The organism is Reichenbachiella agarivorans (genome assembly GCF_025502585.1).
Classification (GTDB): Bacteria; Bacteroidota; Bacteroidia; order Cytophagales; family Cyclobacteriaceae; genus Reichenbachiella; species Reichenbachiella agarivorans.
Genome location: NZ_CP106679.1, coordinates 956,953 through 980,600, shown reverse-complemented (window position 1 = coordinate 980,600; position 23,648 = coordinate 956,953). Strand labels below are relative to the sequence as shown.

At 41.7% G+C, this 23,648-nt stretch carries 21 protein-coding genes; 13 read left to right on the top strand and 8 right to left on the bottom strand.

Annotation, left to right across the window (positions count from 1 at the left end; translation table 11 throughout):
- Positions 1-35: 35 nt before the first annotated feature.
- From N6H18_RS04120 to N6H18_RS04105, 4 genes are all read right to left on the bottom strand, one after another.
- Positions 36-737 carry a flavodoxin family protein gene (locus N6H18_RS04120; protein ID WP_262310568.1) on the bottom strand — a complete coding sequence of 234 codons (702 nt, stop codon included), beginning with the start codon at positions 735-737 and terminating at the stop codon, positions 36-38.
- A 195-nt stretch (positions 738-932) separates the two neighbouring features.
- Positions 933-1,718: a LytR/AlgR family response regulator transcription factor gene (locus tag N6H18_RS04115; RefSeq protein ID WP_262310567.1), complete on the bottom strand. Its 786-nt coding sequence runs from the start codon at positions 1,716-1,718 to the stop codon at positions 933-935.
- Positions 1,693-2,772, bottom strand: coding sequence for a sensor histidine kinase (locus N6H18_RS04110; RefSeq protein ID WP_262310566.1), 1,080 nt, complete (start codon positions 2,770-2,772; stop codon positions 1,693-1,695). The genes N6H18_RS04115 and N6H18_RS04110 overlap by 26 nt, the downstream gene beginning before the upstream one ends.
- A 118-nt stretch (positions 2,773-2,890) precedes the next feature.
- Positions 2,891-3,241, bottom strand: coding sequence for a T9SS type A sorting domain-containing protein (locus N6H18_RS04105; protein WP_262310565.1), 351 nt, complete (start codon positions 3,239-3,241; stop codon positions 2,891-2,893).
- 1,470 nt (positions 3,242-4,711) lie between these two features.
- Here N6H18_RS04105 and N6H18_RS04100 point away from each other — a divergent pair.
- From N6H18_RS04100 to N6H18_RS04090, 4 genes are all read left to right on the top strand, one after another.
- Entirely contained in the window at positions 4,712-5,560 is an 849-nt protein-coding gene (locus tag N6H18_RS04100) for an SDR family oxidoreductase (protein WP_262310564.1), read from the top strand.
- 111 nt (positions 5,561-5,671) lie between these two features.
- Positions 5,672-6,040 carry a hypothetical protein gene (locus N6H18_RS04095; RefSeq protein ID WP_262310563.1) on the top strand — a complete coding sequence of 123 codons (369 nt, stop codon included), beginning with the start codon at positions 5,672-5,674 and terminating at the stop codon, positions 6,038-6,040.
- 136 nt (positions 6,041-6,176) lie between these two features.
- The gene (locus N6H18_RS18785; protein WP_407692839.1) at positions 6,177-6,476 is read left to right on the top strand and encodes an IS3 family transposase; all 300 of its coding nucleotides are present in this window, start codon (positions 6,177-6,179) and stop codon (positions 6,474-6,476) included.
- 188 nt (positions 6,477-6,664) lie between these two features.
- Positions 6,665-6,922: a DUF6952 family protein gene (locus tag N6H18_RS04090; RefSeq protein WP_262310562.1), complete on the top strand. Its 258-nt coding sequence runs from the start codon at positions 6,665-6,667 to the stop codon at positions 6,920-6,922.
- 92 nt (positions 6,923-7,014) lie between these two features.
- Here N6H18_RS04090 and lpdA read toward each other — a convergent pair whose 3' ends face one another.
- The 4 genes from lpdA to N6H18_RS04070 all read right to left on the bottom strand — a co-directional run bounded on the left by lpdA (position 7,015) and on the right by N6H18_RS04070 (position 13,218).
- On the bottom strand, positions 7,015-8,409 hold the full coding sequence (gene lpdA / locus N6H18_RS04085; RefSeq protein ID WP_262310561.1) for a dihydrolipoyl dehydrogenase: 1,395 nt from the start codon (positions 8,407-8,409) through the stop codon (positions 7,015-7,017).
- A gap of 54 nt (positions 8,410-8,463) precedes the next feature.
- Positions 8,464-8,814, bottom strand: a complete 351-nt coding sequence (locus tag N6H18_RS04080; protein WP_262310560.1) for a four helix bundle protein — start codon at positions 8,812-8,814, stop codon at positions 8,464-8,466.
- A gap of 95 nt (positions 8,815-8,909) precedes the next feature.
- Positions 8,910-10,442 (bottom strand): 2-oxoglutarate dehydrogenase complex dihydrolipoyllysine-residue succinyltransferase, encoded by a 1,533-nt coding sequence (odhB, locus tag N6H18_RS04075; protein WP_262310559.1) that lies wholly within the window; start codon positions 10,440-10,442, stop codon positions 8,910-8,912.
- Between the two features lie 37 nt (positions 10,443-10,479).
- Positions 10,480-13,218 (bottom strand): 2-oxoglutarate dehydrogenase E1 component, encoded by a 2,739-nt coding sequence (locus N6H18_RS04070; protein WP_262310558.1) that lies wholly within the window; start codon positions 13,216-13,218, stop codon positions 10,480-10,482.
- Positions 13,219-13,611: 393 nt separating this feature from the next.
- Here N6H18_RS04070 and N6H18_RS04065 point away from each other — a divergent pair, with 393 nt between their 5' ends.
- The 9 genes from N6H18_RS04065 to N6H18_RS04025 all read left to right on the top strand — a co-directional run bounded on the left by N6H18_RS04065 (position 13,612) and on the right by N6H18_RS04025 (position 23,619).
- Positions 13,612-14,187 carry a 30S ribosomal protein S16 gene (locus tag N6H18_RS04065; protein ID WP_262310557.1) on the top strand — a complete coding sequence of 192 codons (576 nt, stop codon included), beginning with the start codon at positions 13,612-13,614 and terminating at the stop codon, positions 14,185-14,187.
- A gap of 6 nt (positions 14,188-14,193) precedes the next feature.
- Positions 14,194-14,727, top strand: a complete 534-nt coding sequence (gene rimM / locus N6H18_RS04060; RefSeq protein ID WP_262310556.1) for a ribosome maturation factor RimM — start codon at positions 14,194-14,196, stop codon at positions 14,725-14,727.
- Positions 14,717-15,406, top strand: coding sequence for a tRNA (guanosine(37)-N1)-methyltransferase TrmD (trmD, locus tag N6H18_RS04055; protein WP_262310555.1), 690 nt, complete (start codon positions 14,717-14,719; stop codon positions 15,404-15,406). Before rimM ends, trmD begins: the two co-directional genes overlap by 11 nt.
- A gap of 119 nt (positions 15,407-15,525) precedes the next feature.
- On the top strand, positions 15,526-15,879 hold the full coding sequence (rplS, locus tag N6H18_RS04050; protein ID WP_262310554.1) for a 50S ribosomal protein L19: 354 nt from the start codon (positions 15,526-15,528) through the stop codon (positions 15,877-15,879).
- 110 nt (positions 15,880-15,989) lie between these two features.
- Positions 15,990-16,757, top strand: coding sequence for a diaminopimelate epimerase (dapF, locus tag N6H18_RS04045; protein ID WP_262310553.1), 768 nt, complete (start codon positions 15,990-15,992; stop codon positions 16,755-16,757).
- Between the two features lie 175 nt (positions 16,758-16,932).
- The gene (secA, locus tag N6H18_RS04040) at positions 16,933-20,295 is read left to right on the top strand and encodes a preprotein translocase subunit SecA (protein ID WP_262310552.1); all 3,363 of its coding nucleotides are present in this window, start codon (positions 16,933-16,935) and stop codon (positions 20,293-20,295) included.
- 57 nt (positions 20,296-20,352) lie between these two features.
- Positions 20,353-20,859, top strand: a complete 507-nt coding sequence (locus N6H18_RS04035; RefSeq protein WP_262310551.1) for an SPOR domain-containing protein — start codon at positions 20,353-20,355, stop codon at positions 20,857-20,859.
- A gap of 133 nt (positions 20,860-20,992) precedes the next feature.
- On the top strand, positions 20,993-22,183 hold the full coding sequence (locus N6H18_RS04030) for a M20 metallopeptidase family protein (RefSeq protein ID WP_262310550.1): 1,191 nt from the start codon (positions 20,993-20,995) through the stop codon (positions 22,181-22,183).
- A complete protein-coding gene (locus tag N6H18_RS04025; RefSeq protein WP_262310549.1) occupies positions 22,180-23,619 on the top strand; it encodes an SLC13 family permease in 1,440 nt (479 codons plus the stop codon). The genes N6H18_RS04030 and N6H18_RS04025 overlap by 4 nt, the downstream gene beginning before the upstream one ends.
- Positions 23,620-23,648 lie beyond the last annotated feature (29 nt).

Below are 23,648 nucleotides of genomic sequence, written 5' to 3'. Positions count from 1 at the left end.
TCAATAAAAACGGAATATTAGAGAAGAGTCATTCTTCAGGGTTTTTCAAATCCCCATCTCGATCCCTTGTCCCAATCTTTTCGAGAGTTGCCATAGCTTGGGTATCCATTTTGTTCTTTGAGGGATTTGGCTAGGTGCAAAAGATTGTAGGTCATGAAGGTAGTATTACGATTTGTAAAGTCATTGCTGCTAGCATGAGACTCTTTGTCCAAATAGCTGGGGCCTGGTCCTACTTCACCGATCCATCCACAGTCAGCCTGTGGAGGAATAGAGTATCCTATATGCTGTAGTGCATACAATATCCCCATGGCGCAGTGTTTGATACCATCTTCATTGCCTGTGATGATGCAGCCGCCTACTTTTCCATAATACAGGTATTGTCCTCTGTCATTGGTCATGCCGCTCATGGCATATAGTCGTTCGATGAGTTTTTGTGCAACAGATGATTTTTCGCCCAGCCATATGGGTGTGCCGATGATGAGGATATCTGCTTGGTCGATTCTCTCAAAAATCTGTGGCCATTCGTCTGTTGTCCAGCCATGCTCTGTCATGTCTGGGTACACACCACTCGCTACGTCATGATCTATGAATCGGACTTCATCTATGGTGACGCCTTCATTTTTCATGATTGTTTGTGAGACCTTCATGAGACCAGCTGTGTGACTGGTTTCAGGAGATTTTTTCAACGTACAGTTGATGTATATTGCTTTGAGATGACTAAAATCTGGATTGTGCATAGCTAGATGGTTGATGGATTCAAGATGTAAATGAGCGGGCGATTGATAACCCTAGGTATGAAACTAGGTAAAAGAGGAAGGAAAGACAAAAAACACTGTAGGCAGTGATGCATGACGACAAATGAGACCCCAAATCTAAGGTCTCATTTGTTGCATCGATGATTATAGCCACGAATGATGGGAGTCGAAACCTGACTACTTTTCCAGCCAGTTCAAAAACTCTGGGACTCGCACACGACTGATCAGAATTTGATCTTTGGTCTCTGGTTGTAGAATTACTTCTAGTCTACTGTTGAAATATTTATTGACCAATTTTACCGAATGGATGTTGACGATGTATTTCCTAGAGATACGGAAAAAGTCATTGGGATCCAGCATTTTGACCAATTCGTCGAGCTTGAAGGAAATAATGAATTTAGCATTTTCTTTGGCTACCAAATAGGTGTAATCGTCCTCTGCGAAAAAATAGGCGATGTCCTCTACGGACACATGTCTCATTCTATCACCAGACTTGATGATAAATCTCTTTTTGTAATCCTTTTGATCGTCCGACAACTTGAGCAACTGCTGTACCTGATCGACACTCAACGAAACGGTACCTTCTTCGGCTGAATGGGGTGCGTTGTTTTTTAGGTCATCGTACTTTTTGATAGCAGCTTCTAGATCGTCCTTCTCGATAGGCTTGAGTAGGTAGTCAATGCTATTGACTTTGAAAGCCTTGATTGCGTAGTTTTCAAAAGCAGTTGTGAAAATAATGGGACAGGTCACTTCTGCTTGCTGAAATATCTCAAAACTCAATCCGTCGGACAACTGTATGTCCATAAAGATCAAATCTGGTTCGTCATTTTCTTCGTACCATTCTACCGTTTCTTCGATAGACTCAAAACAGGCTAAAACTTCTATGTCATAAGATGTCTCCGCCAGCAATCTTTTCAATTCTTCTTGGGCGAATTTTTCATCCTCTATAATCAATACCTTCATAATCAGGGCTTAATAATGGTAATAATACAATAAAATGTTCTTCTGTCTGCTTTATTTCTACATTTTTATCAGTTACAATGTCATAGTGACTGATGATGTTGTCCAATCCTATTTTGGATGAATATCCCTTGGAGGATTTTAATCTCAAACTATTCTTGATGACAATCTGATCTCCTTCGTGGTAGACCCAAATAGACAAAGGATACTTGGTAGATACGACATTGTGTTTAATAGCGTTTTCGATGAGCAACTGAAAAATCAATGGTGGCACTTGCCAGTCTTCTACTTCTTTCATCGGGTCTATCGTGATGATCAGTTTTTCACCAAATCTCATACGGATTAGTTCTACGTAAGATTCTATGGATTCCAGTTCTTCTTTGATGCTTACCAGACCTTTGTTGCGATGCTCCAACACATTCCTATAGACGTTGGACAATTTGCGAATGAAACTATAGGCTGTATTGGGATCCGAATATACCAAAGAAGACAAGGTGTTGAGACTATTGAACAAAAAATGAGGGTTCACCTGTGTTTTCAACATTTCATGTCTAAACTCCAATCCTTCTTTTTTGAATCGCTCGATTTCTATCATAGATACTTTCCACTTGTTGAGAAAAAACATGCCCATCTCAATTGATACTACCAAAATAGTCAAAGATGATGCAGTGGAGATCACTACTATATCATCAAATAGAGGTCTAGAATGATGCTCATTGATGAATTGGTATAAGTACGCACCAAAAAACGCAATGATAGCGAAAGCGTAGATGGTATTGGAAGATAGTTGAATAATGAATCGGCTCTTGGCTCCTTGCTCCCAGGGACGAACCTTGTCTAGTAGTCGGTTGATGAATCGAATACCCTCCAGCACGAAAAGTGCAAGTATGATGGCATATAGATACTCATTCAACTCTAGGAAGATGGGTAAATCTGAATAAAATACACTGTAAATAATATCGATGAACAGTCGAATACCCGCACCCATAAATACGACACTCAACCATCTCCACCAATTAACCCTAGACCATCTAAACACTCTCAAAAAATCTGACATCAATGCAATTGTATGATACACGAAGTACGTGCATAATTACTAATATAAAAATAGGTAATGCACAAAAAACCCTGAGCAGTTAACTGCTCAGGGTCTTATTCTTTTGGCTAAAAGGGAATTAATTTTTAGCAATTACTTTCTTTACAGAATACAGGTCGTTAGCAACCATGTATGTGTAGTCTCCTGCAGGCAAAGCAGAGATGTCAAACTTTTTAGTGAAGCTCGTGCCTTCTGTTTCCTTTTCAGTATGTACCAATGCACCGTATGCATCGTAGATCTTAACCTTTACTTCTTCGCCTTCTAGTTTAGCGAATATTACTGCGACACTAGCTTCGTCTACAGCCACAATTCTTACAGCCAATTCAGCACTTACTGCTTTTTCAGCTTTTTCTCCATTCTTACCTGCAAATGAAAGAGTAGACATGGCTACCATCACTGCAATTGCAATTGTTTTAAATGTAGTTTTCATGGGTTCAATATTTAATTTTGAAATTGATTACGATACAAGATTACGGGGACTATAGTGAGTCTGAAACCCAAAATCGGTGAGCTTTAATTTTTTTTGGGTGAAATGAAGGATAAATTATTTGAACAAATAGAACTATTCTTGGATTTGACTGTATTTGGAGGTGACAGTTCAAAACCTGTCATCTATTAGGGTTATCACTTGGCCCAACAATTGGACGGATTCCGTGGGGGGACTTATTTTGGTAAGGGCATAAAAAAAGCTGCTCATCCCGTCCGGATCAGCAGCTTAAGCATGATTATGAAAGACTAAATTACTATTCTATTTTGGCGGAGCGAGTTACCTCAGCTCATGTAGTTAATTTCTCTTGTTTCTACTTCGCTACCTGATCAACTACAATGCAATGATATGCACGCAGCGTATATTTCTAAAGTTGAAATCGGTGAACTGTATTATTATTCAGGTGAAGTGAAGGAATAATTGTTTGAAGAGTTTTCGAGTAATTTTCATGTGCAGTGATTCCAGATTTGCAACACACAAATCATTTTCGGGTTGTTATCAGAAAAGCCTTGCGCTTTACGAATGCAGCTAGTACGCAAGGGCGCAAAAAAAAGCTGCTCATCCCGTCCGGATCAGCAGCTTAAGCATGATTATGAAAGACTAAATTACTATTCTATTTTGGTGGAGCGAGTTGCCTCAGCTCATGTAGTTAATTTTTCCTGTTCTTACTTCACTACCTGTTTAACTACAATGCAATGATATGCATGCAGTGTATATTTCTAAAGTTGAAATCGGTGAACTGCATAATTATTTAGGTGAAGTGAAGGAATAATTGTTTGAAGAGTTTAGGTATAAATTCTTGAATTGACGATGTTGAATCTTGGGTGTCAAACTCATCTTTTGGAGAGACGTTTTGAGTGTTGTCGTATCTAGTACGTCGAGGAGGGTACAAAAAAAGCTGCTCATCCCGTCTGGATCAGCAGCTTAAGCATGATTATGAAAGACTAAATTACTATTCTATTTTGGTTGAGTAGGTTTCCCTTTTCTCTTGTAATCAACTCCAACTTTTCTCTTCTCTTTTACCGTTTGACTACAATGCAATGATACTATCCCAAATCAATTTCTTAAAACAAGAATCGGTGAACTGTATGATTTTCTTGGTGAACTATATTTCAATGTAGGTCAATAGAAAGTGGCTTTCAAGGTAAATAGGATGTGTTTTTGATAGTCTGTCACAAGACATTGTACTTTATGATATATGGCATAAGTGAAAGGCGTGTATATCATAAATGAGATAGAACAGTCTTCTGTAGAGAGTAGATTAGCTCGTATTGCATGGTGACAAAAATCCCCAACAAGGGGTCTATCTTCTACGATGTATTGAGTAAATATTGCTGAAATTGTCAGAATTCAGTTGGCAAGGTTCATGCAACATGGTTCAAGCAATCTATTGATCACTAAAACTATCTAATCATGACATCAGCTCAATTTCCAGATCAATCTCAAAAGAAGCAACCAGGCGAAGAGAAACGAATGAGACCTCAACCTGAAACCATGCGGACAGAATACATACCTAGTGGTAAACTGAGAGGCAAAGTGGCCATCATCACTGGAGGGGATAGCGGAATAGGTAGGTCTATAGCCATGCATTATGCTGCAGAAGGTGCCAGTGTTGCCATCGTCTATTACAATGAGGATGAAGATGCCGAGGAAACAAGTACTCTGGTGGAGTCATTGGGAGGTGTGTGCATATTGCTGCGGGGGGATGTCAAAGACAAATCTTTTTGTAAAAAATGCATTCAAGAGGTGATAGCCAAGTTCGGGAAAATCAATATTCTAGTCAACAATGCAGCTGTGCAGTTTCCTGAGGATACTTTACAAGACGTGAGTCAGGATCATATGGTAGAAACTTTCCAGACCAATATCTTCTCGTTTATTTACATGACTCAGCTTGCCTTGCCACATATGCATAAGGGAGATCGTGTGATCAATACTACTTCCGTCACAGCATATAGAGGCAGCGACCACCTCATAGATTATGCCTCGACCAAAGGAGCAATTGTATCCTTCACACGATCTCTAGCAAAGAATCTAGCACCATCAGGTATACTAGTCAATGGCGTGGCGCCTGGCCCTATTTGGACACCACTGATTCCTGCCACCTTTGATGATGTCAGTGAGTTTGGATCAGATACACCTCTAGGTCGAGCAGGACAGCCCTCAGAGGTAGCTCCGGCATATGTGTTCCTCGCATCTGAGGACAGTACCTACATCACTGGGCAGATTATCCATGTCAACGGGGGTGAGGTTGTGGGTGGTTAAATGCGGTCGACTGTACATGAGCAACAAGCATGGTCTACATTATTCTTTATTCCTTCAAATGCATTTGTCTATTTTTTTGTTAAATTCTTATTTATCAAAAAAACCTGACTTATGCCTATCACACAAATCACCCACCAAGGAAAGAAAATTATATTCGTAGATTACGAAGGTTGTCGCAACAAACAGGACATGCTGGATATGGTTGTGCAGAGTACGGATTATCTCTTGGCACAGCCTGACAAGCACCTGCTGATCCTGTTTGACTACACACATGCTCATGGCAGTTCGGAGTATATGAGACTGGCTAAAGAAAGCAGAGACAAAATCTACCAAACCAAAACCACCAAAAGTGCCGCAATCGGTATCAGTGGTATCAAACGAATCCTACTCAATGGATACAATGCCCTCAGTAGCGCAAAGGGCATGCAGCCCTTTGATACTAAATCGGCAGCTTTGGATTATTTAGTTGGGGAGGATTGAATTGACGGGGTAGAATATTTTAAGCATTTGTATACTTGCCTTGAGTGATTTGGCAAATGCGAGGCATTGGCTTTGCCGAACCTGCGATTTCATGAGCTCCTTTGAAAATCAAATACCAAGTGAATAATGTGTATGGCTGAGTAGGGGGGCTGTTGCTGAAAGCTTTTTCGAAATACTCAAGTCTGAAATGGTCAGCCATGTCAATTACTACAGTATCCTTCAAGCTAAAACTCAAATATTTGAATTCATTGAAGTTTGGTACAATAGAAAAAGGAAACATGCCTATCTAGGCTATAAACACCCAATGAATTTGGGAAAGATAATTATTCAAAATGCGCTTAACTATTTGTCCATTTTTTTGTTGCAAGTCCAGATAGTCGGACCTAGTAGGCAGATTGGCTTATGTTTAGCTTTCTCGGCACAAGGCGTGACATGATTTGTACAGCAGAGGTAAACACTTCTCTATATCCAGTAGATTTCCCCCTATGATGATATGCTGACCTGCTGAAGTCCTCGATGATTACCTATGGCATGATTAATTTTATTGATGAAAATATCTCCTACACACTGCAAGAGATGCCTAATATTGCGACATCACTAGAATCAAAATAAAGAACTACAGATATGAAATTACCTATCATCAAGCATACCCTGGCCTTCATCCACGAACATGACGAGGATTGGGTGCACGAGACCATCGATTTTCTAGAGCACATGGCAGATGCCAAAGGAATCAAAGACGAAGAAGTAGAAGTGATCGCCGAGCTATTGTCCAACATGTATGGTGCCCTAGAGGTCAACAAAGAAATCAAATCAGGTACTCCAGAGAAAGACGCCCTCAATGGCTTCATGAGCCGTGTGATGGGTTCTATTGGGAAATAATTTTAGACATTAGACAAAAAATCTAGAATGGAAAATAAAAAGCCCTTGACCAATTGCTGGACAAGGGCTTCTACTTGTTTCAAACCTAATTCTTACATGTGGATCGGTCTGTCTTCGGTAGCTGCTAGGCAGGCTTCTTTGACTGCCTCCATATAGGTCGGGTGTGCATGCGACATGCGCGATACGTCCTCTGCAGATGCTCTGAACTCCATCGCAGTGACGCCCGCAGCAATCATATCTGCAGCTCTCGCACCGATGATGTGCAGACCTAAAATTTCGTCGGTAGTTTTATCTGCCAAGACCTTGACCAAGCCATCGGTATCCATACTTGCTCTCGCTCTTCCCAGTGCTTTGTACGGGAACGAACCAGTCTTGTATGCCACACCCGCTTCTTTGAGTTGCTCCTCGGTCTGTCCTACACCTGCTACCTCTGGCCATGTGTACACGACACCAGGGATCAAGTTGTAGTTGATGTGTGGCTTCTGACCAGCCATCGTCTCTGCGACGAATACGCCTTCTTCCTCAGCCTTGTGAGCCAACATGGCACCTTTCACCACGTCACCGATCGCATAGATGTTGTCTACGCTCGTTCTCAGGTGAGCGTCGGTTTCGATTCTACCTGCTTTGTCGGTTTGGATGCCTACATTCTCTAGAGCCAAGTTGTCCGTATATGCGCGTCTGCCTACTGATACCAAACAGTAATCTCCTTTGAGCTCCAAGACTTCTCCTTTTGGTGTGTCAGCTTTGACGATTACTTCTTTGTCTTTGGCTTCTACGCTAGTCACCTTGTGCTTGAGGTAGAAGTTCATGCCGAGTTTCTTCAAGGACTTGGTCAATTCTTTAGACATGGTACCGTCCATGCCTGGAATGATTCTATCGAAATACTCCACCACCGAAACCTCAGCTCCCAATCTCGCATAGACCGAACCCAACTCCAATCCAATCACACCACCACCGATGATAACCAAGTGCTTTGGTATCTCTTTCATCACCAAGGCCTCTGTGCTGGTGATGATTCTCTTCTTATCAATTTTGATAAAAGGCAAAGAAGAAGGTTTTGAACCTGTCGCGATGATCACTTTATCTGTAGAGATTTCTTCGTTTTTCTCTCCTGCGACTTTGATTGTGTTTTTATTGACAAAAGAACCGTGACCGGTAAACACATCGATCTTGTTCTTTTTCATCAAGTAGGCAATGCCTTCCACGTTTTGTTTCACGACATCCCCCTTGCGGGCAATCATCTGTGTGAAATTCACTTTTGGAGCAGGAATGTCAATACCATGCTCTTTGAAGGTATGCTGTGCATTGTGAAAATGCTCAGAAGAATCCAACAATGCCTTAGAAGGAATACATCCCACGTTGAGACATGTACCACCCAAGGTGCTGTATTTTTCTACAATAGCTACTTTGAATCCTAATTGTGCCGCTCTGATGGCTGCAACATATCCACCAGGACCCGATCCGATTACGGTTACGTCGTATTTCATTTTTTTAGTATTGAGTACTGAGTATTGAGTATTGAGACACTCTGCTACTCTTTATTATTTTAAGGAATTCCTTAGGCTAAAAAGCATTTTTTGGATTTCCTGAATGTCATTATTTAATCCCTTGAATTTATCATCCCCCAGCAAACCAACTCGATTAGAAACTATCAATTGAGTTTCTAGTTCACATGAGCTTCCGTAGGAGTATCCCAAGAAAAGATTGAAATCTTTGTCTGTGGATCTTCCTGATCCCTCAGCAATATTAGAAGAAATGGATACAGAACACCTTCTTATTTGACTCGTCATACCATACTTCTCATCTGATGGAAATGAAGAAGTCTCTTGATAAACCTTAACTGCTAAATCAACAGACTTCTTCCATACATTGAGTTCCTTGTAATTGTGCATAAAATTAGATTTGGTTTCAAGAGTTAAGATAACAACATCAATACGTTATCCCAATACATAACTAATCTCAATACACAATACTCAAATCTCAATACTTATATGCCAAGCATCAACCTAGCTGGATCTTCCAACAACTGCTTCACTCTAACTAAGAAGCTGACGGACTCGCGTCCATCGATGATTCTGTGGTCGTAGGACAGTGCCAAGTACATGATCGGTCTGATCTCCACTTGTCCGTTGATCGCTACAGGTCTCTCTACGATGTTGTGCATGCCTAGTATCGCTGCTTGTGGCGCATTGATGATCGGAGTTGAGAGCATAGAACCGAAGATACCGCCGTTGGTCACGGTGAAGGTACCACCCTGCATCTCGTCGATGCTGAGCTTGTTGTCTCTTGCTTTGACTGCCAATCTTACCACTTCGCTCTCAATCTGATTGAAGGACAAAGACTCTGCATTTCTGATCACTGGTACCACCAATCCTTTCGGTGCTGATACAGCGATAGATACGTCACAGTAGTCATTGTACACGATCTCGTCTCCATCGATTTGGGCATTGACTGCAGGCCATTCCTGTAGCGCCATACATGATGCTTTGATGAAGAAAGACATGAATCCAAGACCTACTTCGTATTTGTCTTTGAATGCGTCCTTGTACTTCTTACGGAGATCCATGATAGGCTTCATGTCTACTTCGTTGAAAGTAGTCAACATTGCCGTTTCATTTTTCACAGACACCAATCGACGAGAAACAGTCTTTCTCAAAGGAGTCAATTTTTTTCTTGTTTGCTCACGGCTTACACCAAAAGATGGAGCAGCAGCTGCTTTGGCTTCTGCAGCAGCAGGTTTTGCTGGAGCAGCTGCTGGTTTAGATTTTTGAGCAGCAAGTGCATCTTCTTTGGTGATTCTGCCATCTACGCCAGTGCCTTTGATTCCCTTAGCATCGATTCCTTTTTCAGCCAAAATTTTGGCCGCTGCAGGAGAAGCGTGACCTTCTGCGTAATTACCCCCCGTACTGGCAGCAGGAGCAGAACTTGTTTCAGCTTTTGCTACAGGTGCATCGCCTTCTATCACTTCTATTTTGCAGATTTCGCCACCAATCTCGATGGTATCACCTTCTTGAGCCACGATCTGCAAGATGCCTCTTGCCTCAGCAGTCAATTCGAAGGTTGCCTTGTCAGATTCGATTTCAGCGATGATTTCGTCCAATTCCACCATGTCGCCATCTTGTTTCACCCATGAGCCAACGGTCACTTCTGTAATCGATTCCCCCACAGTAGGTACAATCATGGTGTAAATTTCACCAGTTTTGCCTCCACCAGATGATGGTTTGCTTTTTTCAGCACTTTTTGCTGCAGGAGCTGCTTCAGCGGCCTTGGTAGATTTGCCTTGGCTTCCACTTTCATCTATGGTACATACTATGGTGCCGATTTCGATGGTCTCGCCTTCTTCTACTTTGATGCTTAGCGTACCTGCCGCTTCAGCGTTCAACTCAAAAGTAGCCTTGTCAGATTCCAATTCACAGATCACTTCGTCCATTTCGACATAGTCACCGTCCTTTTTGGTCCATTGGGAAATAGTCACTTCCGTGATCGACTCTCCAACTGTTGGTATTTTAACCTCAATCATATTTCTATGTTTTCAATTTTTTTAAAACTCTATTTAATTAGGCGAAGGCAGCATTCATGATGTCTTCCTGCTCTTGTTTGTGTACTTTGGAGTATCCAGTTGCTGGAGAAGCAGCGGATTTTCTAGAAATCACGTCTTTCTTCACTTCTCTAAACGTCCTCAACATAAATGACCAAGCGCCCATGTTTTCTGGTTCTTCTTGTACCCAGTGTACCATGTCCACCTTGTATTTGTCTAGCTCTGCCATCACTTGTTTTTTAGGGAATGGATGCAATTGCTCAACTCTGATGATTGCCACATCCTTTCTCTTGTCTTTTTGCTGTTTTTCGAGCAAGTCAAAGTAAACTTTACCCGTACATAGCAAGACTTTTGAGACTTTTTTGGCATCTGCGTAATCGTCCCCAATCACCTCTTGGAATCTACTATTAGTGAATTCTTCCAAAGGAGACACGACCAAAGGATGTCTAAACAATGATTTAGGCGACATCAAGATACACGGCATTCTAAATGGCAGTGCCATTTGTCTTCTGATCATGTGGAAGTAATTTGACGGCTTGGTCAAGTTACAGATATACATGTTGTTTCCAGACGCCAGCTGCAAATATCTTTCTGGTCGCGCATTGGAGTGCTCTGGCCCTTGGCCTTCATAGCCATGCGGCAATAACATTACTAGGCTGTTCATTCTTCTCCATTTTGTATAAGAGCAAGAAATGAACTGGTCGATCATGACTTGAGCACCATTGGCAAAATCACCAAATTGTGCTTCCCAAATAACTACCGCATTTGGATCTGCCATGGCATAACCAAATTCAAAACCCAAAACTCCAAACTCGGATAAATGTGAATTGAAGATATTGAATTTTCTCTCCGATCCTTCTATATGATCCAAGAAGCTATAAGGGGCATTGGTGTTCATGTCTCTCACCACTGCATGACGGTGAGAGAAAGTGCCTCTCTTACAATCTTGTCCTGACATTCTTACTACCTTGCCATCCAATTGCAACGAACCGTAAGCCAGAAGTTCAGCAGAAGCCCAGTTGAGTTCCTTCTTGTCAAAGAACATTTCCTTGCGCTGTTTTAGCACTTTTTCGATCTGCTTGATTGGTTTAAAACCTTTAGGAACAGCACTCAACGCTTTACCAACTTTGTTGATATAATCTTGGCTGATGGCCGTATCTGGTGACACATCAAAATCTTCTGGTCGGGACAATCTCATTTCTGAGAACTCCTTTTCAGTTTCTTGAAGAACATAAGGCAATTTTTCCTGCTTGACCATGTTGAGTCGGTCTTGGAGCAATTCCTTAAATTCCGTGTCCATTTTCACAGCCAGACTTGCATCAACATCACCTCTTTCGATGAGAGATTTGTTGTAGATTTCTCTTGGGTTGGCATGTTTGGATATAATATTATAGAGAGAGGGCTGAGTAAACTTAGGTTCATCCGCTTCATTGTGTCCATGACGTCTGTAGCATACCATGTCAATGAATATATCTCCTTGGAATTTTTGTCTGTATTCTGCAGCCATTTTCATACAGAACACCACTGCCTCAGGTTTGTCACCATTGACGTGCAGCACTGGTGCATCCACAGTTTTAGCCAAATCAGTACAGTATATACTCGATCTAGCCTCATCAAAGTCAGTCGTGAAACCTACTTGGTTGTTGATGATGAAATGAATGGTACCGCCTGTTGCATAGGCGTCTAATTTGGACATCTGGATCAATTCATAACCGATACCCTGACCAGCAAGAGCAGCATCACCATGGATCAGAATAGGCATTGCCTTTTTACTGTCTAGGTATAGGTTGTCAATTTTGGATCTGACAAAACCTTCTACTACTGGATTTACAGCTTCGAGGTGAGATGGGTTTGGAGCCAATTTTAGATTGACCTCATGCCCTGATGGGGTCACCACTTGAGACGAGAACCCCATATGGTATTTTACGTCACCATCACCCATCGTCTGATCTGGAGCGAATGATCCTTCAAATTCGTTGAAGACCTGTTCGTAGGTTTTGCCCATGATATTTACTAGGACATTCAATCTACCACGGTGAGCCATACCGATGACCACTTCTTCTACTCCCAGTTCTGCACTTTTAGTAATGAGTGCGTCCATAGCAGGGATTGTGGTCTCACCACCTTCTAGTGAGAATCTTTTTTGACCGAGGTATTTGGTATGTAGGAAGTTTTCAAATGCTACCGCCTCATTGAGTTTGGATAGGATTTGTTTTTTCTCTTCGATAGGAGGATTGTATTGCAATGCCTCTCTTTCTATTTTTTCTTTGAACCAATCTACGATTTCTGGCTTGCGGATGTACATGTACTCAAACCCAACAGAACCAGTGTAGATTTCTTGTAGCGAAGCTACAATCTTCCTCAAGGGTGCTTTGCCAATTCCGATCAAATTGCCACATTCAAATTCTGTGTCCAAATCAGCAGATGTCAAACCGAAATCTTCGATTTCCAGCAAGGCCGTTCTATCCTTTCTTTCTCTGACTGGGTTGGTGGTAGATTTTAAGTGACCTCTTGATCTATATGCATGTATGAGATCTCTTACGGCTATTTCTTTGTTAGAAATAGCTGCAGAAGTACTGGTAGTAGCAGGAGATGCTGCTGTTGCTCCATTCTCTCCAAATTTGGCTAGAGAGAAGTCGTACCCTTCAAAAAAACGCTGCCAAGTAATATCAACAGACTCAGGGTTTTCTTTATACGATTGGTACATATCGTCGATCACATTGGTATGTGCGTTTGCGATATAAGTAAATTTGTCCATCACATCAATTTAGATTTAACGGGGACAAATATATAAGCTATTATTTTTATTTGAAAACCGTATATTCGCTTTATCGAATAATAGTCTAAAATTGAAATTTGAAAAGGTTTTAACCTGCAAATGACCCTGTGGGAGCAAGATACCCGCTTGATAAGGTAAAAATAAAACATGTTGTAAAGGCAATTATTTTTAAGATATATGATTTAAAATTCCAAATGGGCTTCTATGGCCAACTCAATGAGACTTTTTGCAAGTGAATACTTTATCCTGTTTTCTGGTCTGGTTGATATAATTCAGTGTATATCATTTACTTCTCAGAAATAAATAATCTATATTTGCGGACTTTTTTAAATAAATGCGGACGCGATCCGCGATCATTTAACATTAAATACAATGGCAGTAAAAATCAGATTGGCCAGAAGAGGCCGAAAAAAACAACCGATCTACGACGTAGTTGTAGCGGACGCTCGAGCACCACGTGATGGTAAATTTATCGAGAAGTTGGGTACTTTCAACCCAAATCAAAACCCAGCATACGTCAATATCAATATTGAAAGTGCTACTCAATGGGTTTTGAATGGTGCGATCCCAACAGAAACGGCCAAAAAAATCCTTTCAGATCAAGGTGTAATGTTCAGAAAGCATTTGCAAGTTGGTGTGAACAAAGGAGCTATTACTCAGGAAGCAGCAGATGCTAAATTTGATGCATGGTGGAGTGAAAAAGAGTCTAAAGTAAAAGGTACTGCAGATGATCTAGCTAAAAATCAGGCAGCTGATAGAAAGGCAAGATTGGAAGCAGAAGCTAAAGTAAACGCAGCTAGAGCCGAGGAGATTGCTAAAAAGCAAGTCGTAGTGGAAGAAGTGGCTGAGGTTGAAGAAGCACCAGCGGCGGAGGCCACTGAAGAAGCACCTGTAGCTGAGACTACTGAAGAAGCCCCAGCAGCGGAAGAAGAAAAAGCAGCTGAATAAGGTTTTATGAGAGTCGACGATTGCTACCAGTTAGGCTATGTGATCAAGACTCACGGATTGAAGGGTGAAATCCAGATTTTTTTGGATGTGGACGATCCTTACGATTATCAAGATTTGGAATCAGTGTTTGTGAAACAAGGCAATACACTGGTTCCATTTTTTTTGGAATACATACAGGTCAACCCAAGAAAGTCAATCACCAAGTTTGAGGATGTCAATGCACTAGAAGATGCCGAGAAATTGGTAGGTTGTGAATTGCATCTTCCGTTGGATAATCTCCCTCCTCTTGAGGATGGCGAGTATTATTTCCATCAACTGGTCGGATTGATGCTATTGGATGAGGGCAAAGAAATAGGGATTGTAGATAGCGTGTACGAAATCGCTCCTCAAAACCTAATTTCTTTGACACATATGGGCCATGAAGTCATGATTCCAATCAACGATGAAATCATTCTGTCTGTGGATTTTGACCAAAAGTTAATTCATGCCAATTTGCCCGAAGGGCTCATAGATGTATATCTAGAAGACAATGAGAATTGATATTATTACCTGTCTACCAGAGATGTTCAAGGGTACTGTGGATCAAAGCATACTCAAGCGTGCTGAGGACAAAGGCCTTGCACAAATCCATATTCATAATCTGAGAGACTATGCAGTCAACAAGCATAATCAAATCGATGATTATGCTTTTGGCGGCGGAGCAGGTATGGTGTTGATGATAGAACCGATAGACAAATGCATTTCGAAACTCAAGGCAGAGAGAAGCTATGATGATATCATATATATGAGTCCAGATGGCGAGTTGCTATCTCAGGGTATTTCCAATGAGTTGAGTTTGCATCAGAACATGATCTTGCTCTGTGGACATTACAAAGGTGTGGACGAGAGAGTGAGGGAGCATCTGGTGACAAGAGAGATCAGTATTGGCAACTATGTGTTGACAGGAGGTGAGTTGGCCGCTGCAGTGGTTGCAGACTCGATTATTCGATTGCTTCCAGGAGTGATGAATGACGAGACATCAGCATTGACGGATTCGTTTCAGGACAATCTTGTTGCCCCGCCAGTCTATACTAGACCTGCGGATTACAAGGGGTGGGCTGTACCAGAGGTCTTGACATCAGGCCATGAGGCCAAAATCAATGATTGGAGATTTGATCAAGCCGTGAAGCGTACCAGACAAAAACGACCTGATTTATTAGGAGATGAAAGTAATAACTAACTGATCAGGTAAAAAAGATCAGAGATTCAATGAATTATATTTGAATCCATGATTTAATTTAAAAATAATATTTCCTATATTTGCAGTCCGAATTTTGAGAAGGCATAAAAGCTAATATAATGAGCGAGTTAATAAAACTTATCGAAGAAGAATATAAAGAAAGAAGAGAGTCAGCTCCTTCGTTCGGCCCTGGTGATACCGTTAATATTCACGTGAAAATCACTGAAGGGACTAAAGAAAGAATCCAGCAGTTCCAAGGAACAGTCATGCAGAGAAAAAATTCTAACACGACTGGTGAGACTTTCACTGTAAGAAAAATCTCTAACGGGATCGCTGTAGAAAGAATTTTCCCATTAGCTTCACCAAACATCGACAAGATCGAGGTATTGAGAAAAGGTAAAGTGAGAAGAGCGAAACTTTATTACCTAAGAGGAAGAAAAGGTAAAGCTGCTAGAATTAAGGATAAACTATAATTCTTCAGTCTTGAAAGATCTGAAGCCATTCATCATGAGATGAATGGCTTTTTTTATAGTCCAAACCAGCTTAGTCTAAAATCGTATCAACCTTAGATTATCATTCTTCTATGTCGATTAATTTCTACAAATACCAAGGCACTGGCAATGACTTCATCATGATAGACAACCGGGAAAATGTCTTTGCGCATGATATTGAGCACATCGCGACCTTATGCAATCGTAGAACGGGGATTGGGGCAGATGGTCTGATTCTCATTGAGAATCACCCGAATTTGGATTTTGAAATGGTTTATTTCAATGCCGATGGCAGCAAAAGTCTTTGTGGCAATGGCAGTCGCTGTGCGGTGAACTTTGCCAAGTTCCTAGGTATCATCTCCGATAGCACTAATTTTCAAACAATAGACGGTGAGTACTCTGCTCAAATCAAAGAGGAGATTGTCCATTTGAAAATGAAAGATCAGGCAGCTCCAGCTAAGTTTGAAGATCATTATTTCCTCAACAATGGCTCGCCCCACCACATCATTTTTGTAGAACGAGTAGAAGAGTCTCCCGTGGTAAAGCAAGGAGCGACCATCCGATATTCTGAGCAATACAAGCCCCACGGCACCAATGTGAATTTTGTAGAAGTGATCAACCAGCATCAGGTTTTTGTCCGCACCTACGAAAGAGGAGTGGAGGATGAAACATTGTCATGCGGCACAGGAATCACAGCGTCTTGTTTAGCCGCGGCAGACAAAGGCTTGATGAGTCCCATCCATGTGCAATCCAAAGGAGGTAATCTACAAGTGCAGTTCGAGAAGAAAAATGGCGGTTTCACCAACATTCATCTCATAGGTCCAGCGGTACAAGTATTCCAAGGTACTATCAGCCTATAAAGGGTACATCTCTGTCAATTTGTCTTTGTTTTTTCTTTTGGCAAGATTTTCAATGAATCTCTGTCATGGATTCATTGTGTCCTTTCGTTAAATTTCTTCTGGGAATAAAACATGAATAGGTAGGCAAGAATCAAAAAGAAATTAAATTTACCTCTTTATTTAATCACTACATTTTATGTTGGATATATTAACCAAGGGCATTGCAAAAGTATTTGGAACGAAAGCAGATAGAGATATCAAAGAGCTGATGCCTTATGTAGATTTAATCAATGGTGAATATGAAAAACTTGCTTCACTGTCTGACGATCAGCTCAGAGGCAAGACTCAAGAATTAAAAGATAAAATCACTGCACACCTCAAAAGTATCGATGATCAGATCGCTGCTCATCATGCTACCATTGCTGACAATCCAGAGATGGAAATCAATGACAAAGAGGCTGTATTTGCACAAATAGATAAACTCGCCAAGGAAAGAGATAAAAGTCTGGAAGAAGTACTCCTTTCTATACTTCCTCAAGCTTTTGCGATAGTGAAGGATACGGCTCGTAGATTGACGGTCAATGAGAAGCTGGTTGTACAGGCTACCATGATGGACAAAGCCATTGCAGCCAAAAAACCTAACGTAGAAATTCAAGGAGAGACAGCCATCTGGCACAACAAATGGAAGGCCTCTGGAGTAGACGTAGTTTGGAAAATGATCCACTACGACGTACAGTTGATAGGGGGAGTGGTTCTCCACCAAGGTAAGATTGCTGAGATGATGACAGGTGAAGGTAAAACCCTCGTAGCTACTCTTCCAGCATTCCTCAATGGTCTATCAGGACAAGGTGTACATGTGATCACAGTCAACGATTACCTCGCCAAAAGAGATGCGGAGTGGAACGCACCGATATTTGAATTCCATGGACTGACGATCGATTGTATCGATAAATACCAGGCCAATTCTCCTGAAAGGCGACAAGCTTATAAGTGTGACATTGTCTACGGTACAAACAACGAGTTTGGCTTTGATTACCTGAGAGACAACATGGCGCGTCACCCAGACGAACTGGTTCAAAGGAAATATCATTATGCCATGGTCGATGAGGTAGATTCGGTTTTGATTGATGATGCGAGAACACCGCTGATTATTTCTGGTCCTATTCCAAAAGGAAATGAGCATGAGTTTTACGAACTCAAACCAAGGGTAGCCAAACTAGTAGAGGCACAAAAGAAAGAGGTTTCTCAGTTTCTAAATGAAGCCAAGAAGAAAATCGCCAGTGGTGATGAAAACGAAGGAGGACTGGCACTTTTTAGAGCCTTTAGAGGGCTGCCGAAGTACAAACCTTTGATCAAATTCTTAAGTGAGACTGGCATGCGTCAGATTCTCCAAAAGACCGAAAATATTTATCTGGCAGACAATCAAAAACTGATGCCAGAGGCAGATGCACCTCTTTATTTTACCATTGATGAAAAAACCAATGGTATCGAACTGACTGACAATGGTATTGATCTGATCACAGGTTCTGGGGAAGATCCTACATTCTTTATTCTCCCAGATATTGGGATGGAAATCGCGAGACTGGAAAATGATTCTACGCTTTCCGAAAGTGATATGCTGCATCAGAAGGAAGCTTTGGTACGTGATTATTCTGCTAAGGCACAAAGAATTCACTCAGTCAACCAACTCTTGAAGGCTTATTCGTTGTTCGAAAAAGATACCGAATACATCGTAGTGGATGGCAAGGTAATGATCGTTGATGAGCAGACAGGACGTGCCATGGATGGCCGTAGATATTCTGATGGCCTACATCAAGCGATAGAAGCCAAGGAAAATGTCAAAGTAGAGGATGCCACGCAGACCTATGCTACTGTCACCTTGCAGAATTATTTCAGGATGTACCACAAACTAGCTGGTATGACGGGTACTGCGGAGACAGAGGCAGGGGAATTCTGGGAAATCTACAAAATGGACGTCATTGTCATCCCAACCAATCGTCCGATGCAACGGGACGATAGAGAAGACATGGTGTTCAAAACCATGCGTGAAAAGTTCAATGCTGTGGCGGATGAAATTGTCAACTTGTCCAAAGCAGGACGTCCTGTCTTGGTCGGTACGACATCTGTAGAAATATCGGAACTCGTGAGCAGAATGCTCAACATGAAGGGTATTCAGCATCAAGTACTGAATGCAAAGCAACACGCCAGAGAAGCAGATGTAGTGGCTGAAGCAGGTAAGCCAGGCACTGTCACGATCGCTACCAACATGGCGGGTCGTGGTACAGATATTAAACTGACCAAAGAATCTATGGCAGCTGGTGGATTAGCCATCATCGGTACGGAAAGACACGAGTCAAGACGTGTGGATAGACAGCTTAGAGGGCGATCTGGTCGTCAGGGAGACGTCGGTTCTTCACAATTCTTTGTGTCTCTGGAAGACAACCTCATGCGTCTATTCGGTTCAGACAGAATCGCCAAGATCATGGACAGATTGGGACTGGAAGAAGGAGAGGTAATCCAGCACAGTATGATTACCAAATCCATCGAAAGAGCGCAGAAGAAAGTAGAGGAAAATAACTTTGCGAGTAGAAAGCATCTTTTGGAGTATGATGATGTCATGAACTCTCAACGAGAAGTAATCTATTCACGTCGTAAGAATGCGCTGTTTGGAGAGAGGTTGGATCTAGATATCCTCAATATGATGTATGATACTACGGAGGAATTGGTGTTCAATGCGAAGAATGCCAATGATTACAATGGTTTCAAGCTCAACGCGTTGAGTATTCTTGGCTTGGATAGCAAAGCAACCCAAGAGGTTTTTGCTTCAAGCGATCAAAATAAGTTGACGGACACTTTGTACCATGAGGCACTTGTCAACTACAGAGCAAAGAACAAGCATGTGGCTGAGAGATCCTTGCCGATCATGAGAAATATCTTGAACGAGCGTGGAGCCACGTTCAAGGAGGTGCAAGTGCCATTTTCAGATGGTCAAAAACAAATCGGCGTGGTAGCCAACCTAGAAAAGGTGGTAGAAACGGAAGGCCGTGAGTTGATCAAACAAATGGAGAAACTTATCGCGCTAGCAATCATTGATCAGAGTTGGAAAGAACATCTTAGAGAAATGGATGATTTGAAACAATCGGTGAGAATGGCTGTACACGAACAGAAGGACCCATTGTTGGTGTATAAGTTTGAGTCTTATCAGATGTTCAAGCAGTTTATCGCAAGAGTCAACGAAGACACCGTTTCTTTCCTGACCAAGGCAGAAATACCTGTACAAAATCCAGATCAGGTGCAAGAGGCTAGACGCCAGCGTGTGTCTCAAAACTACAAGGAAAGCAAGGAGGAGTCGGGTTCAGCTTTAGGAGGGAATTCTGCAGGAAATGGCAACAGAACTGCACCCGTAGAGAAGACTGCCCCTATCAAATCACAAAAGATCTATGGTCGAAATGACAAAGTTTCTGTACAATATGCAGATGGTACAATCAAGAAAGACGTCAAATTCAAGAGTGTAGAGGCTGATGTGGCTAGTAACAGTTGTGTAGTCATCGAAAATTAATTCATAAAGATTATCTTTAGAACATTGAAAAACTATCGTCATATTAATCCGCTGGCTGTGTTTCCAATCATCACCATTGCTACGCTGCTGCAGTTTTGTGCCCCTAGTGCCAAAACAGCCAGCAGCAGTTCGTACAACGAAGATTTGTCCATTTACAGAAATGATTACAGCACGACAGAGGTCGCACCCACCGAGGAATCGGCTGTGGTCACAAATCCTACTGTGACAGAGGTAGAAGATGTGGAGCCTACGCATGATATCCATGCGGATTTGGATAGTGTGACCAACATCATCATTGCTTCTCGAAAGGACGTCAATTATGTAGATGGCTTTACGATTCAGATTTATTCTGGCAACAGCAGAGATGACGCCAATGGGTACAAAAGTAGAGCCTATGATTTGCTGGAGGATCAGAAGCCACGAGTGATTTATGATCAGCCAAATTACAAAGTAAGAGTGGGTAAGTATTACTCCAAATTAGAGGCTAATCGTGATTATAATACCCTGAAAGCTTCTTTTTCAAGAGCTGTCTTGATTCCAGACAGGATTCCATTGCGAGATTAGTATTGATATTACGGAAATTGTGATTTTCGCAATTATTCAAACAGCTTGTTGGAGATCATTCAATTTTATAGACTTTGAACAAAAGTCGAACACGGTAAAAGTGTAAATTGATTACCTTAGCCAAAATTTACCTATGGATTTGATCAATAAGATAAAATCACTCTCTGAGTCATTTCATGAAGACACGATTGCTAACAGAAGACACCTGCATGCCAATCCAGAATTATCTTTTGAAGAAACAGAAACCGCTGCGTTTGTCATCGCAACCTTGGACAAACTAGGAGTAAAATACAGAACAGGCATTGCTGGAAATGGTATAGAAGCGATCATCGAAGGCAAAAATCCAGAGAAGAAAGTCACTGCCTTGAGAGCAGACATGGACGCCCTGCCAATCAAGGAAGAAAGCTTAAAATCGTACAAATCTAAGAATCCAGGCGTGATGCATGCCTGTGGGCATGATGTTCATACTTCATCATTGATGTCTACTCTCAGAATCATCAATGAACTAAAAAATGATTTTGAAGGGACGGTCAAATTTATTTTTCAACCAGGAGAAGAAGTCTTTCCAGGCGGCGCTTCCCTCATGATCAAAGAAGGAATACTGAAAAACCCTCGTCCTGAATCCATTTTTGGGCAGCATGTCATGCCGCTCATTCCAGTAGGAAAAGTAGGATTCCGAAAAGGGATGTACATGGCCAGTGCAGATGAAATTTATGTCACAGTACGTGGCAAAGGTGGTCACGGTGCTTTGCCTGAAATGTGTGTGGATACAGTATTAATTGCTTCGCACATCATAGTTGCCTTGCAGCAGGTAGTTAGCCGTATGGCAAAACCCATTACGCCTAGTGTATTGACTTTCGGTAAAGTCATGGCTATGGGTGCAACCAATGTCATACCTAGTGAAGTGAAGATTGAAGGTACTTTTAGAACACTTGATGAAAAGTGGAGAAAGGAAGCACACGCTCGCATGAAAAAACTGGCATCAGGTCTGGCCGAATCTATGGGAGGATACTGTGATTTTAATATCCAGGTAGGGTATCCCTACCTCGAAAATCAACCAGAACTGACCGAAAGAGCGCGACAAGCGGCTATTCAGTATTTAGGGGAAGAGAATGTCGTAGATCTGGATGTGTGGATGGGTGCGGAGGATTTTGCCTATTATTCCCAAAAAACCAGTGCTTGTTTTTACCGTTTAGGGACGCGAAATGAAGAGAAAAACATCATTTCTCCAGTGCATACTTCTACTTTTGATATAGACGAAGATGCGCTTGCGTTAGGTCCAGGACTCATGGCATGGATAGCCCTCAATGAACTGTCAGCATGACAGCCTATGGTCAGAAAATAATCAAGGTGTTATTAGGGCCTTTGTTGTTTCTACTGATCTATTTTGGCTTTGAGATTGAGGGCTTGTCTGATCAAGGACGGGCAGTTTTGGCTTCTACAGCATGGATTGGTTGGTGGTGGATGACCGAGGCAATCGCCATAGAAGCAACTGCACTGCTACCAATTTTGCTTTTTCCTCTTTTGGGCGTACTCCCGATCAAAGAAACTACTTTTCCGTATGCACATCCACTCATTTTTCTTTTTCTTGGTGGCTTTATCATAGCATTAGCGATTGAGAAATGGAATCTTCATACCAGAATCGCTCTCAACATCATTTTGCTAATTGGTAGCAAGCCCAGTCAGGTTGTTTTGGGATTTATGATTGCTACTGGCTTTCTGTCCATGTGGATTTCCAACACCGCTTCTACCTTGATGATGCTGCCGATTGGCCTATCAGTGATCGCCAATTTAAATGGAGACAAACGGTTTTCTAAGTCCCTATTATTAGCAATCGCCTATTCTGCTTCCATCGGAGGAATGGCTACTTTGGTAGGCACTCCGCCCAATATTGTTTTTGCCAGTGTGGTCAAAGAGAGTTTGGGAATTGAAATATCATTTGGAGAATGGATGCTATTTGGGTTACCGTTTTCAATTTGTATGATTGCCCTGACATGGTTTGTCCTTACCAAAGTACTGTACCGTTCTGGTGACAACCAAAGTAGAGACTTAGGGATTCAGGTTAAATTGGATAACCTTGGGCGGCTTTCTGCTGAAGAGAAGAGGGTACTTGTGATTTTTGGACTGGTTGCATTTAGTTGGATTAGTAGAGAGTATGTTTTGAACCGGTTCATTCCTGCATTGGATGACACGATTATAGCGATAGCTGGTGCAATGTTGCTTTTTATCATTCCAGATACCAAGGGAGGGAAACTGTTGGATTGGAAGACTACCAAAAAGATTCCATGGGGGGTGCTATTGCTTTTTGGAGGAGGATTGTCCATTGCTAATGCTTTTATCAAGACAGATTTGGCCACTTGGATTGGAAATTCACTGAATCATCTTCAAGCTGTACCGCTGCTTCTCGTGATTGTGGTCATTGTGACTTTGGTCAATTTCCTAACGGAACTTACTTCCAATGTCGCCACGGCGAGTATGGTTTTGCCAATTTTGGCAGCTTTGGCCATTGCCATGCACATTCACCCATATTACCTCATGGTTGGGGCTATATTGGCGGCTTCTTGTGCATTTATGCTGCCAGTAGCTACACCGCCCAATGCCATTGTGTTTGGGAGTGGACATTTGACAATGAAGGATATGATTAGAGCAGGAGTTTTTCTGAATATGCTGTCAATCCTGTTGATTACGCTTTTCGTGTACATAATTATGCCTCTTTTGTGGGATATAGGCATAACCCCAATATTCTCAGGCATAAAATAGATTTACTTCTATCGCATTTCACTTATATT

What these genes read in the sequence shown, in the direction of transcription:
- N6H18_RS04120 (WP_262310568.1), bottom strand. Translation starts at nt 737, where the DNA reads ATGCACAATCCAGATTTTAGTCATCTCAAAGCAATATACATCAACTGT.
- N6H18_RS04115 (WP_262310567.1), bottom strand. Translation starts at nt 1,718, where the DNA reads ATGAAGGTATTGATTATAGAGGATGAAAAATTCGCCCAAGAAGAATTG.
- N6H18_RS04110 (WP_262310566.1), bottom strand. Translation starts at nt 2,772, where the DNA reads ATGTCAGATTTTTTGAGAGTGTTTAGATGGTCTAGGGTTAATTGGTGG.
- N6H18_RS04105 (WP_262310565.1), bottom strand. Translation starts at nt 3,241, where the DNA reads ATGAAAACTACATTTAAAACAATTGCAATTGCAGTGATGGTAGCCATG.
- N6H18_RS04100 (WP_262310564.1), top strand. Translation starts at nt 4,712, where the DNA reads ATGACATCAGCTCAATTTCCAGATCAATCTCAAAAGAAGCAACCAGGC.
- N6H18_RS04095 (WP_262310563.1), top strand. Translation starts at nt 5,672, where the DNA reads ATGCCTATCACACAAATCACCCACCAAGGAAAGAAAATTATATTCGTA.
- N6H18_RS04090 (WP_262310562.1), top strand. Translation starts at nt 6,665, where the DNA reads ATGAAATTACCTATCATCAAGCATACCCTGGCCTTCATCCACGAACAT.
- lpdA (WP_262310561.1), bottom strand. Translation starts at nt 8,409, where the DNA reads ATGAAATACGACGTAACCGTAATCGGATCGGGTCCTGGTGGATATGTT.
- N6H18_RS04080 (WP_262310560.1), bottom strand. Translation starts at nt 8,814, where the DNA reads ATGCACAATTACAAGGAACTCAATGTATGGAAGAAGTCTGTTGATTTA.
- odhB (WP_262310559.1), bottom strand. Translation starts at nt 10,442, where the DNA reads ATGATTGAGGTTAAAATACCAACAGTTGGAGAGTCGATCACGGAAGTG.
- N6H18_RS04070 (WP_262310558.1), bottom strand. Translation starts at nt 13,218, where the DNA reads ATGGACAAATTTACTTATATCGCAAACGCACATACCAATGTGATCGAC.
- N6H18_RS04065 (WP_262310557.1), top strand. Translation starts at nt 13,612, where the DNA reads ATGGCAGTAAAAATCAGATTGGCCAGAAGAGGCCGAAAAAAACAACCG.
- rimM (WP_262310556.1), top strand. Translation starts at nt 14,194, where the DNA reads ATGAGAGTCGACGATTGCTACCAGTTAGGCTATGTGATCAAGACTCAC.
- trmD (WP_262310555.1), top strand. Translation starts at nt 14,717, where the DNA reads ATGAGAATTGATATTATTACCTGTCTACCAGAGATGTTCAAGGGTACT.
- rplS (WP_262310554.1), top strand. Translation starts at nt 15,526, where the DNA reads ATGAGCGAGTTAATAAAACTTATCGAAGAAGAATATAAAGAAAGAAGA.
- dapF (WP_262310553.1), top strand. Translation starts at nt 15,990, where the DNA reads ATGTCGATTAATTTCTACAAATACCAAGGCACTGGCAATGACTTCATC.
- secA (WP_262310552.1), top strand. Translation starts at nt 16,933, where the DNA reads ATGTTGGATATATTAACCAAGGGCATTGCAAAAGTATTTGGAACGAAA.
- N6H18_RS04030 (WP_262310550.1), top strand. Translation starts at nt 20,993, where the DNA reads ATGGATTTGATCAATAAGATAAAATCACTCTCTGAGTCATTTCATGAA.
- N6H18_RS04025 (WP_262310549.1), top strand. Translation starts at nt 22,180, where the DNA reads ATGACAGCCTATGGTCAGAAAATAATCAAGGTGTTATTAGGGCCTTTG.